This window comes from Paenibacillus soyae, from assembly GCF_024623455.1.
Classification (GTDB): Bacteria; Bacillota; Bacilli; order Paenibacillales; family Paenibacillaceae; genus Pristimantibacillus; species Pristimantibacillus soyae.
This window is the reverse complement of the sequence record NZ_JANIPJ010000013.1, coordinates 51,638-63,591: the sequence shown is the minus strand read 5'-3', so window position 1 is coordinate 63,591 and position 11,954 is coordinate 51,638. Positions and strand designations below refer to the sequence as shown.

General features: G+C 60.6%; 8 protein-coding genes. All 8 read right to left on the bottom strand.

Annotated features, from left to right (window positions below; genetic code table 11):
* Positions 1–25: 25 nt before the first annotated feature.
* A complete protein-coding gene (locus NQZ67_RS17805) occupies positions 26–592 on the bottom strand; it encodes a CBO0543 family protein (RefSeq protein WP_257448551.1) in 567 nt (188 codons plus the stop codon).
* A 163-nt stretch (positions 593–755) separates the two neighbouring features.
* The gene (locus tag NQZ67_RS17800) at positions 756–4,019 is read right to left on the bottom strand and encodes a glycosyl hydrolase (protein ID WP_257448549.1); all 3,264 of its coding nucleotides are present in this window, start codon (positions 4,017–4,019) and stop codon (positions 756–758) included.
* Positions 4,016–5,029, bottom strand: coding sequence for a glycoside hydrolase family 130 protein (locus tag NQZ67_RS17795; RefSeq protein WP_257448822.1), 1,014 nt, complete (start codon positions 5,027–5,029; stop codon positions 4,016–4,018). The genes NQZ67_RS17800 and NQZ67_RS17795 overlap by 4 nt, the downstream gene beginning before the upstream one ends.
* A gap of 20 nt (positions 5,030–5,049) precedes the next feature.
* Positions 5,050–5,880 (bottom strand): carbohydrate ABC transporter permease, encoded by an 831-nt coding sequence (locus NQZ67_RS17790; RefSeq protein WP_257448547.1) that lies wholly within the window; start codon positions 5,878–5,880, stop codon positions 5,050–5,052.
* Between the two features lie 15 nt (positions 5,881–5,895).
* Complete coding sequence (locus NQZ67_RS17785) at positions 5,896–6,792, bottom strand: carbohydrate ABC transporter permease (RefSeq protein WP_257448545.1); 897 nt, start codon at positions 6,790–6,792, stop codon at positions 5,896–5,898.
* 75 nt (positions 6,793–6,867) lie between these two features.
* The gene (locus NQZ67_RS17780; protein ID WP_257448543.1) at positions 6,868–8,283 is read right to left on the bottom strand and encodes an ABC transporter substrate-binding protein; all 1,416 of its coding nucleotides are present in this window, start codon (positions 8,281–8,283) and stop codon (positions 6,868–6,870) included.
* 155 nt (positions 8,284–8,438) lie between these two features.
* Positions 8,439–10,058 (bottom strand): response regulator, encoded by a 1,620-nt coding sequence (locus NQZ67_RS17775; RefSeq protein WP_257448541.1) that lies wholly within the window; start codon positions 10,056–10,058, stop codon positions 8,439–8,441.
* Entirely contained in the window at positions 10,024–11,889 is a 1,866-nt protein-coding gene (locus tag NQZ67_RS17770; RefSeq protein WP_257448539.1) for a sensor histidine kinase, read from the bottom strand. The genes NQZ67_RS17775 and NQZ67_RS17770 overlap by 35 nt, the downstream gene beginning before the upstream one ends.
* Positions 11,890–11,954 lie beyond the last annotated feature (65 nt).

Here is an 11,954-nt window from a genome sequence, read left to right as displayed (position 1 = left end):
CTTATCTTAGAGGTTCTTCATTGTGTCATTTCTGCTTGTTGAGGTAGACGAATGCATTCAGGAATAGCTTCGCCATAACCGCCCCGGCAAAGTAATTCACGAACATGATCCAGTAGTTGAAGCCGCGATACATCTGGAACATATCCAGCCACTTAAAGATCGGATGGACAATAAAGACGAATACGGCGGCCACGCCGGCGGCGCATAGATAATAATTGATCCGTTTTCGGGACTGCCATTGATACATGAGCATGAAGGCTACGGGGATCATCGAGCTGGTCAGCGTAAAGCTGGTGGGCAACACGGGAATCATCTTGTACGGATAGGACCAGAAACCATAGTTCGTGCCTACGGTGTCCACGTAGACGCCAAGCATATGAATGGCGAACCCGTAAAAGCCAATCTGGTAAACACGGCTGCGGTCCAGCTTAAAATAAAGAACAACGAGAGGAACGAGCAGCAGAATAACCGTCAGCCAGAAGCGCCATGTATCAAAGGCCGAGTATTCCCACCAATAGTTGATCGAGTCCAAGTTCGTATCGCGGTAGCTCTGGATAATGTGTTCGAGTTCCTTTTTCTGTTCGGCGTCCACCAAGATCAGCTCCTTCTGCCATTATGCTTCCCAACGCTCCGCTTCCATATTACATAAAATTAACCATAAATGTTAATCAGAGTGGCAGTCCAATTGCAGGCGGCAAAATGAACGCAAAGAAACGGCAGACCTCAAGTCTGCCGTTTCTTCATGCACATGATTGTCAGCTTCTATATGTCGCGAAAACCTCGAAATCATCCCATAGCCCCAATTCCAGCAGGTCGTATTCGGCCGCGGGCGGGGGTCCCTGCACGGGTGCCGTCTTCCAGAACGACGGCCATGCCGTCTTGCGGGTGCGGTTCGGATCGTGGAACGGCCCTAGCAGGTTTTTGAAGCTGCCGCATACCCGAACGCGAATCCGGTTCACGCCCTCAGCAACGCAATTCGTTACGTCGATTTCCTCACCTTTGCCGACGCCGAACAGTCCTGCGGCTTGCCCGTTCACCTCGAGCGACGCGACCGTGCCGGACCAGCTCGGCAGCTTGACTGCGTACCGCCTGCCCTTTGTATCCCCCAGCAGAACCTCGTTCTCGTACACGGCGGCATAGGGATAGAACGGACGCCCTTGCTCCTTCCAAGAGCCTAGCGTCATCGGCACGGGACGATCGATGATCCAGCCGCCCTCCTGTTCAACCACGGCGAACTCGCCGGATAAATAGACTGCCTCCAGTTCCATCCGAATGTCGAACGGCCGCGCTTCGAGCTCGATCCGGTTGTCGCCCTCGACAACGAATTCGGCAATGGAGGCCGCGCGCAGATGCTGCTCCAAATCCGGGTTTTCTGCCGTCCATTCGACCGCTTGCCCATTCACCCTGAGCTGATACATGTCACCCCGTTCCGCCCATAGCTCGAGCTTGGCGGGCGCGCAGCCGGGAGCGACACGGAACCGGTATGCAACCTCGAAGCCGCTCTTACAGGAGAAGCCATTGCGGTCAATAAGCCGCCGCTTGAACTGCACCGCGTTGTCCCATGGATTCGCTTCGAAGCCATGATGCTCGTACACGAGCTTCTGGGCGTGAAGAACGCCGATTCCCGCGTACTCCTTGCCCCCGAGCTTCAGGTCGCAATAGTCCAGGACGAGCAGATTGTCCCTCTCCGGCGTGACTCGCGTCGAACCCGTGAGCGGAACGACGACGGCCGAAGCATCCGGACGGATTGCCGGCATGCTTCCGGCATCGACGTCTTCCGGTGAGTCGCCCGCTTCTCCGTCCTGATACACCCGAACAAGCAGCGACCCCTCTGGCGGCAGCTCGGCCGTCGCCATCAAGCGACTCTCCTCTCGGCGGTACGCCATCTCCTCCGTCCTGCCCGTCCACGGATCAAGCCGCTCTATACGTTTGCCTTCCACGACGAATTCGCCACGAACGATGTGCGTGCTGCCATTCGCCACAAAATAGACGACGCTGCCGTCCGGCATGACGCGGCGCAGATGGTGGATGCCTGGAGGCAGTCGCTCCGGCTCCGCCCACTCCAGGCGGGGAGGCGCAAGCCGCCTTAGCTCCTGCAGCAGCCCGTCGATCCCGCCTACCCGCACCCAGCCTGGGTGCGAGGTCAGCCTCTCCCACGCCACGGCATTCCATGAGCCGTTAATGCGGCTTCCCGCTTCGCCAAGCGCCAGCACGACGCCGCCGCCTTCCAGATAGGCCTCAAGTAGCGCATACGTCGATGCCCGCACTGTAACCATGCTGTCCGGGACGACAACGACATCGTAACGGCGTTGCCCGACGATGAACGACGTCCCTTCCGTCCCCCCATGGCTGCCCAAAATATATTCGTCGCCCAGATCGTAGTTGAAGCCCCGGTCGCACAGCCGCTGCACGGCGGTCAGGAACAGGCTCATGTCGGGATGCCGCGGCGAATCGTTCACCCTCAGCTCGCCCTGCTGCGAGCCCGGCGTCTCCAGGTACGCGGAGAGGCACGGATTCAGAAGCAAGATCCGGTTATGCGTCTCGCCCTGGGAGAGCAAGTAAGACAGCCGGCCGAAGTAATCGTTCAGCTCTCCGTATTCCTCCCACCACGACTGCCGCCAATCGAACGATTGCGGATGGTCCCGCTTCCGGGCGCCGGAGATGGACGAGAGGATCATGTGCGGCGCGAGAAAATTAATGCCGTGCGCGTACAGCCAGTCGCCGATTCGCTTGTAATCCTTGAAGTCGGAATCCCAGCCTCCCGCCCCGTACGCTTCGCACAAGACGCGCTCGCGGCCCAGCTGGTTGGCGGCGCTGCTCGCCTCGCGAAGCACGAGCGCCAGCATCTCCTCCCCCTCGTGCCCGGGCTGGCGAAGGCTGTTCGCCCGCAGAATGTCCACGGCCGGCCACTGCATATAGGCGTAGAGCGACATGACCGCAGGCGACGAACGCCCCCATGGATACGGCCAGTTATGCTCGACGAAATGCCCCGTCCAAGCGATCCCGTGCTCCATGCACCAAGCCGAGATCGGGCGGAAAAAGTTGTCGACCCACAGCTCGTGAATCGTGTCGTAATAATCGTAACGCACCTTTTTGGCGTCCCGGTCGAACGAATCCGTCGTCACGTCGCGGAACAGGCATGGCAAATAGTCTTTAATATCATAGCCGTTGCGCTCGGCGAATTGCCCGCCGAACCAGTAGCTGAACGGCAGGAAGTCGGAGCCGGCCTGTCGGAACAGATTGCCCGGCGAAATCTCCGGCTCGTCCGTGAAGATCGCGGGCACGACGGTGCCGAACTTGTCCCCGTACCGCTGCCGGTACGCATCGTAAGTGCTGCTCAGGAACAGCTCGGCCACCTCAGGACGCAGCAGGTCCGTATAGGCAAAGCCGCCCAGCCACGCGTTCGTCTCCGGCGCCCCGATCTCGAACAGCAGGAAGCGGTCGCCGAACGACCGCCACTTCCCGAACGGCTCGAGCGTCACGTCGCGGGACACCGCGAGCTCGCCGGACGCCGAACGACCGCCGAGAGCGAATACCCGGATCGGATGTCCCGGCTTGTTCAGCGTGCCCGAAGCGATCGGCAGGAAATCCGCCAGCTCCTCGTAGGCGAGCTCGCGCATGATAACGGCAGTCGCCAGGCAGTCCGGCAGCTCCGCCGGCACATGGCCGCCCGCGAAGCCCGACGGGTACGAGTTCTCGTCGTAGACGTACAGCTTCATGTCCAGCCGCTCGGCTTCCTCCAGCGCGGCACCCCAGAGCGAGAACCACTCCTCCGACAGGTACGGATTGACGAGACCCGGACGCGGATTGACGAAGGCTCCGCCTAAGCCGCGGGCTTTCATCTCGCGCAGCTGCTCCCGCACGAGCTCCTCCGTCATCTCGTCGTTCCATGCCCAGAGCGGCGAGGGGCGGTACCGCGCGTCCGGCTCGGCGAACGACCCGGCCAGCGCGTCGGGAGACGATGTGGAAGCTCTCCCTCCCATCACCGCGTCCGTCTGCTTTGCTCCCCCGCCCGTCATCGCACCGCTCCATCCAGGCACAAACGTACCAGATCGTCGACATGGGCGGTCGCCAGACACTCGACCGCATCCGCCGCCCCGTAATACATTTTCACTTCGCCGCTATCCTCCAGAATCATGCCGCCGGGGAAGATGACATGGTCGCGGAATCCGCCCGACACCTCGTAGCTGGCCTCCGGCGCGAGCAGCGGCTCGCGGCTCATCCCGATGATGCGGTCCGGACGTTCGAGATCGAGCAGCATGATGCCCGCGGTATACCGCTTCTTCCAGCTGTCCTCCCAGCCGTTCTTGCCTCGGGAGGCGTCGATGTCGACGGCATGGAACAGCGTCAGCCAGCCGTGCTCCGTGCGCACCGGCGGAGCGGCCGGGCCGATCTTGTCATTGGCGAAAGGCACCTGCTCGACCGCCAGCAGCAGCTTCGAGTTCCCCCAGTAGCGGAGGTCCGGCGAGTCCGAGATCCATGTGTCGAAGCGGTCCTTGCCGCCGCGGCTGTAGACCGTGAACGGACGCTCGAGACGAACGAACTTACCGCCGACGCGCTCCGGGAACAGCACCATGTTCCGGTTGTCCGGGCCGGACATGCTTAGGATTTCGAAATCGACGAAGTCGTCCGTGACGGCTATCCCGCCGCGGATGCCGTGCAGCGTATCGACGGCGAAGCACATGTAGCAGCGGCCGTCGAGCACCGTCAGCCGCGGATCGTACACGCGCACGATCTCTTCGTCATGGAGCTTCAGGCACGGCTCGGGACGGACATCCCAATAGATGCCGTCGTCGCTGAACGCGACGCCGAGATCGGTCGTATGATGGGGCTCGAGCACATGCGTGTCCGCGTTGCCGTAATCGTTGCGGAACACCATCACGTATTTGCCGTTAAACTTGCAGACGCCGGCGTTGAACACGAGCGCCGGTCCGTATGGCACCTGCGCGGGCGTCAGGATCGGATTAAGCGGGCTGCGGAAGACGACCGGGCTCGAGGCCAGGTCTCCGATGCGCGAAGGCAATTGCATATTCATAAAGTCGTCAGCTCCTAACCTTTGATGGATCCGGCCGTCACCTGCATGAACGATTTGTTGGCGATCAAGTACGCCGCGAGCAGCGGCAGGATCGACAAGCAGGCGCCGGCCATCATGATATGCGTCTGCGCCGCCGCGGACGATCCGTACCGGAGCGCCGCGAGGCCGACGGTAAGCGTCTGCAGATGCGGACTGTTCATCGTGAACACTTGCGGAAGGATGAATTCATTCCAGGCGTACCGGAAGGTGAACAAGCCGGCCACGCCGAGACCCGGCGCCAGCAGCGGCAGGATGACCGAGCGGTACGTGCGCAGGAAGCTCGCCCCGTCGATCATCGCCGCTTCGTCCAGATCGCGCGGCACCGACTTCATGTAGCTAAGCAGAATGAAGAACACCGAGGCATGCGCGCTGATCAGGATGAGAATGACGCCCCACAGCGACGTGTGCAGCTTCAAGTCGATCATCAGCTCGAACTGCGGCCGGAGCACGACCGCCCCGATCGTGACGAACATGGTGGCGGCTTGAATGCCCACGAACAGCTTCTTGCCGGGGAAGCTCAGCCGGTCGACGGCGTACGCCGCCATCGAGACGATGACAAGCGTCGCGGCCGTCGTCACGGCGGACACGAACAGGCTGTTCCAGGAATACCGGGCGAAGTTCGCTTCCTTCCAGGCGTACAGATAGTTCGAGAACTGCCACTCCGCCGGGAAGATCGTGCCGCCCGCCGTCACCTCCGCGTTCGTCTTGAAGGAGCCGAGGAACGCCATGACGACGGGGAACAGGATGAGGAAAGCGACGGCGAGCAGGAACGCCCACAGGATGATTCGCGATAGGTTGATTTTCATGGCGATGGCGTCCTCCTAATGAATGTCGTTCAGCTTGCGGGACAGGTAGAAATACAAGACGGTGATCGCCCCGACGATGACCGCGCTGGCGAAGCCCACAGCGCTGCCGTAGCCGATCTGCTGCTCGATGACCGAGCCGGTCGACACCGGGAACAGCAGGCGGTACACGTAGAGGAACATGACGTTCGTCTTGCCGAACGGCCCGCCCTCCGTCAGCACCATGATGCTCTCGTAGCCCTTCAGCGAGTTGATGATGGCCAGCATGACGATCATCTGCAGCACCGGGCCGAGCATCGGCACCGTGATATATCTGAACTGCTGGATCGGATTCGCCCCGTCCAGCGACGCGCTTTCGTAAATATCGTCCGGGATGCTCTGCAAGCCGGCGAGGAACAGCAGCATGTAGTTGCCGATGGCGCCCCACGCCGCGATCAGCACGATCGTCAGCATCGCGTAGTCCGGACCGAGCCATTCGATCGCTTGGCCGATGAGGCCGTATTTGAGAAGCAGCTGGTTCAGAATGCCGTTGTACGAGTTGAAAACAATGAAAAAAACGACGGCCATGACAGCCGAGCTGATGATCGTCGGCATGAAGATGATGGCCCGCAGCGCGTGCCGGCCGCGAATTCGGCGATTCAGAATAACCGCCAGCAGCAGCGCGAGCGGAATGGTGATGACCAGCTTGCCGCCGGCATAGACGAAGGTGTTCACCACGGATTCCCAGAACAGCCCGTCGCGCATCAGCCGCTCGAAGTTGTCCAGCCCGACGTAGACCGGCGTTCCGTACCCCTTGTAGTCGTAGAACATGTACCTCAGCGCCCACAGGATGGGATAGACGCCAAGCACCAACGTAAAGACGAGGCTCGGAAGGATAAAACCATAGCCGTTAAGCAGTCTTTGAACGCGATTCATTCCGGATCCTCCTTGCTTCTGGTTTAGAAGAAAGGGAAACCTTCCGAGGGTTCCCCTTTGCGCTTATCATGTTTCCTACTCGCTCGCGAACGCGCCCTGCATGGAGGCCGGATCGAAGCTCGGATCAGGCTGCGCCGTTACCTCGCCGCTGGCGATCGCTTTGTCCAGCGCGGCATTGTAACGATTGTTCAGATCCTCCGCCAGCTTGTCGAAGTCTCCGCCTTCGTTCACGTAGCGCCAGAATTCATCCCAGTTGGTCGCGCCTTCCGGCGTAACGGTCGGCGTAAGCGGCCATACCCCGTCGTACTTGGTCGGGAAGAAGCCGTCGATGCCTTCGATTTGCGGCTTGGCCGCCGTCTCCGCGATATGCGGCACCATCGGAATACCGAAGCCGCCTTCCGCGTAGCCCTTCAGCACCTCGTCGCTGTACATGAATGCCATGAACTTCCACGCGGCTTCTTTGTTTTTGGACTGGTTGCTCATGACCATCCATTGCCCGCCCAGGAAGCCGGCCACGCCCTTCACGTTGCCGTCGATCGTCGGAGGAAGCGCTCCCGCCCATCTGATCTTGGCAGGGAATTGATTCTTGTAGACGCCCGGCTCGGAGGAGAAGCTAAGGTACATGCCGATCTTGCCTTCCGCGAATTGCGCGCGGAGCGGATCGATGTCGAGCGACTCGCTGCCCGGAAGCATGCTGCCGTCGTCCTTCATCTGCTTGAACGCGCCGATGATGTCCTTGAAGCCGTTAAAGTCGAACCGTCCCGTCTTGAAGTCGTAGCCGAAGCCGCCGTAGCCGCTCATCTCCGCGATGACGCGGGCGGAGCGTCCGAACGCGCTGCCCGGGCTCTTGAAGTTCAGCGCGAAGCCGTAAGCGCCGTCGGCTTTGCCGACTTCCGTGATTTTGCGGGCGGCCTCGACCATCTCGGCCAGCGTCTTCGGCGGCTCCGCGATGCCCGCCTTCTCGAACAGGTCGATGTTGTAGACGAGGCGCATCGTCGAGCCGTAGTTCGGAAGGCTGTACGTCTTGCCTTCGAAGCTGCTGAAGTTGTCGATGCGCGGGAATTTCGTTGTCATATCCTCGGTCAGGTAAGCGTCGATCGGCTCCAAGTAGCCCTTTTTGTAATACGTCTGGATCGTGTTTTCTTTCACCCGGAACACGTCCGGCGCCTGCGCGCCTACGAAAGCGATGTCGAGCGCCTGGTCGTACTCCTCGGTTTTCACCACCATCTCGACCTCGATGTTGTCCTCGTTCGTCTCGTTGAACGCGGCAATCTTCTCCTTAATATAGTCCGCGTCGTGACGGTCGCCGGTCCAATACGTGATTTTCGTCTTCTCGGCGGGCTTGTCATCCTTCGGTGTTTCCGTCGCTTCCCCGCCCGGAGCGTTGCCCCCGTTCGTTCCGTTGCTTCCCGAATTGCCGCCCGAGCTGCAAGCCGTGAGCGAGCCCGCTAGCGCTATGCCGAGCATGAGTAAGCCTAGCTTTTTCTTCATACCGGAAATCCTCCCCTTGTAGCACTTCTTGTTCTAGCACCTTCAGTATAAGAGGAACGCTCCTCCCGCATAATGAGCCAAGAACAACAACAAGGGCAGAAAATCCACGGTCTTCTCCGGACTTTCGTCCGCGCCGCGGCTTCCCGCCCCTGTAGTCAGCCTCCTTGCTGGTAATAGTCTTTGAACTCGCTTGGCGTCATGCCGGTATGCTTCTTGAACACGTCGCTGAAATAACGCCTGTGCTCGTAGCCGAGCTCGGCGGCGATATCCTGCACGGGCACGTTCCGGATAAGCTGCTTCTTGGCCCGCTCCAGCCGCTCCTGCGTCACGAACTGGTTGAAGGTGGAGCCGGTCTCCCGCTTGAACAGGTTGGCGAAATAGCCCCCGCTTAGGTTGACATGCTTCGCGCAGCGGTTCACCGTCAGCTCCTCCCCGATATGGGCGCGGATGTAGTCGACCGCCTTGGCCACGATCTTCTGCGACTCGTTCTGTCTCTCGCCAAGCATAAGCTCGCTGCCCTCGTCCGCCAGCCGCTTCAGCTGCTCCGCCAACTTGCCGAGCGAGCCGTCCGTGCTCATGCGGATCTTCCGCACCTGCTCCTCGAGCGGCGCCAGCTTCTCCGCGGGCAGGCTGCCGAGCAGCGTCCGATAGATGACCGACGCCCACACGACGAACGTGCCGACCGCCTGCTCCGGCTCGGGGGGCGGCCGCTGCTCCGTCAGTCCCTGCACGAGCAGCTCCGCCGTCTCGCGCACCATGTCGCGGTTGCCGGACTGGAGGGCGAAGACAAGCGTTTCCTCCAGCTTGAAGGAGTAGACGGGCTGCGACGGCCCCGTGCGCGGCACCTCGTCATAGTGCAGAACAGCATTGCCTCCCGAGTAGAAATGGTACGACAGCGCCTCCCGCGACTGGCGATACGATTCGGACAGGTCCGACAGGGAGACGGCCTGGCCTCCGACGCCGATGGACACGGTAAATTTGGTGAATCTCGCGATATTCGCGCAGCACGCCTCCGCGATGACCATCGCAAGGTCCCGGCTGCCCGCCCGGACGACGGCGGCGAAGCGCCGCGACGTCTCGCGAAGCAGCGTGCCTTGCGCATGCGCGGCAATCGTCTCTTCCAATATATTTTGCAGCGAGAACCGCACCAGCTCGATCTCTTGCACCGACTGCCCGGAATATTTGCTCTCGTAGTCGTCGATCTCCACCGCAAGCACGGTCAGATTGTCCGGCGGCATGTCGAGGCTGAGGAATGACCACAGCTCCTCCGCTTTGGCCGGGCTGGACGGATATTGGAGCAGCATGTTCAGATGCTCCTGGCGGAGAGCGGGAAGGCTGGCCTCAATCTGCTTCCGCAGCTCGGCCATCGACGATTTCCGCCGCTCGCTCTCCTCCCACTGCTCTTTCGCTCGGAGCGCGACGCCTACGATCTCTTGGATCGTGAACGGCTTCTTGACGAAGTCGACCGCTCCCAGGCTCACCGCTTTGCGCGCGTATTCGAAGTCGGTGTAGCCGCTTAGAATAATGATTTTGCAATCCGGCAGCGACTGTAGAATGCGCTCGGTCATGGACAAGCCGTCCAGCTTCGGCATACGGATGTCCGTCAGAACGATATCCGGCCTGCAGGCCTCGATCATGGCGATCCCCTCTTCCCCGTCCCTCGCCTTGCCGACTACCTCGATGCCATGGTCCTCCCACGGGATCTTCGTCGCGATCATCTCCACTACGCTGCGGATATCGTCAATGACCGCCAGTCTGGCCATTCTCGTCTGCATGCCGTTCGCCCTCCCTCTCCATCGGAATCCTAATTGTGACGGTCGTGCCTTGCCCTGGGGCGCTGTATACCGTCATCTCGGCCTTCTGATCATAATAAAGCGCGAGTCGATCTCGAATGTTGCGAAGCGCATAGCCTTGCCTGGCAGGCTGCGAGGCGGGCAGGATTACGGTGTGCTCCTCCTCCGGCGCGGCCTCCCGGTCTTCCGGCCCTCTCGCCTGTTCCATGTCGAAGCCGTCTCCGTTGTCCGTCACTTCAAGCAGCAGCCATTCTTCCTCGGCCCGGACCTCAATTCGGATCGCTCCGCCCGAATGACGCTCGCGGAAGCCGTGCAGGATACTGTTCTCGACGATCGGCTGGAGAATCAGCTTCAGCACGGGGTGCGTGTCCGCGATGTCCGGCGTCCGCCCGATGCTGTACTCGAACAGCTCCTCGTAGCAGTTTTGCTGGATGAGCAGGTATCGCTGCACATGGTCCAGCTCCGCCTGCAGCGTCGTGACGTCCTCGCCGTTGTTCAGCCCGAGCCGGAACATATCCGAGAGCGCGATGATCATCTCGTTCACCTGCTCGTTCTCGCCAAGGACGGATTTGCAATAGACCGTGTGCAGCGCGTTATAGAAAAAATGCGGGTCGATCTGCGCGGTCAGCGCCTTCATCTCGGCTTTGCGCTTAAGCTGCTCGGAGCCGTGTATCTCCTGCACGAGCAGCTGAATGCGGTCGAGCATATGGTTGAAGGCATGGCCTGCTTGGCTCACCTCGTCCTTGTACTTGCTTCGGTATCTCGTGCTCAGGTCGTCCTTCGTCTCGACGCGGGACATGAGCCGGACCAGCTTCGTGACGGGCTGCGTCAGGAAGCGCGTGAGGAAGATCGAGAGGACGAGCGCGGCGACGACGCAGACGCCCATGATCAGGACGGCGGCCCACTTGATCGCGTCCGCCTGCCCCAGCAGCTCGTCCTTGGACTCCAGCCGGTAGACGATCCAGTCCGGCACCAGCTCGGAACGGTAATAATTGACGAGGTAATCGGAGCCGCCCGCATGGTATTCGAACCGGCCGCCGCTCGCGGCTTCGCCCCGGTCCGCTTCCTTCATCGTCCGCCGCAGGTCGGCCGGATCGACGTCCGCCGCGATTCCGCCCGGCTGCAGAACGGGATGGCCGTCGGCGTTCAGCACCATGATCTGGCCGGCCGACGCGGATAAGTTTTGACTTAAGAGAGCCATCAGATCGTTTTCTTTTATATTAACGAGAATGTAGACGTTCCGGATCGGCCTGTCGGCTTTGCCGACTCCCTCGATGACGAGCGAGACGACGCGGTCCTTGCCGGTGAAGAAGGCATCCTCGTGCCCCTCGACCCAAACCGCCTTGCGGCTTTGTTTGATTTGTTCGTACAGCTCCGTATCGTAGAAAGAATAGGACGTATCCCGGTTGATGTTGGTCGGGTAGAAATCGCCGATCGGCGTAACGAGCAGAACGCTCTGGAGAATTCTCTCGTTGAACAGCAGCTGAGAGAACACGGGCTGCATCTCGGAGAGATGGGTGTAATAGCGGCTTGTAATGCCGAGCGAGCTGTCGCTCGTCACTTTGTGGAAGGAATCGCTCATCATGAGGGACATCATGGACATGACGATCTTCTGCAGCTTCTCGTCGAACACCTGGCCCGCCTTGTTGACGGTATCCTGGCTCATCCGCGTCGCGTTCTCTTGCAGCCGGTTTGCTGCGATCTGATAGGAGGCCCAGCCCGTCGCCAGAATGGACACGATGATGAGCAGGACGAAGGAGAGCCACATGCGCGTCGCAAAAGATAGGTTGTACAGCCGGTTCATCGTCGCCATTCCTTCCCGCCTTCCGTTATATCCTCATTCTAATAGAAGGCGGGAGCGCTTGGGAACACGGCGCT

Bases quoted from the DNA above. Each gene is read 5' to 3' on its own strand.
- NQZ67_RS17800 (WP_257448549.1), bottom strand. From the start codon at position 4,019: ATGACGGGCGGGGGAGCAAAGCAGACGGACGCGGTGATGGGAGGGAGA.
- NQZ67_RS17795 (WP_257448822.1), bottom strand. From the start codon at position 5,029: ATGCAATTGCCTTCGCGCATCGGAGACCTGGCCTCGAGCCCGGTCGTC.
- NQZ67_RS17790 (WP_257448547.1), bottom strand. From the start codon at position 5,880: ATGAAAATCAACCTATCGCGAATCATCCTGTGGGCGTTCCTGCTCGCC.
- NQZ67_RS17785 (WP_257448545.1), bottom strand. From the start codon at position 6,792: ATGAATCGCGTTCAAAGACTGCTTAACGGCTATGGTTTTATCCTTCCG.
- NQZ67_RS17780 (WP_257448543.1), bottom strand. From the start codon at position 8,283: ATGAAGAAAAAGCTAGGCTTACTCATGCTCGGCATAGCGCTAGCGGGC.
- NQZ67_RS17775 (WP_257448541.1), bottom strand. From the start codon at position 10,058: ATGCAGACGAGAATGGCCAGACTGGCGGTCATTGACGATATCCGCAGC.
- NQZ67_RS17770 (WP_257448539.1), bottom strand. From the start codon at position 11,889: ATGGCGACGATGAACCGGCTGTACAACCTATCTTTTGCGACGCGCATG.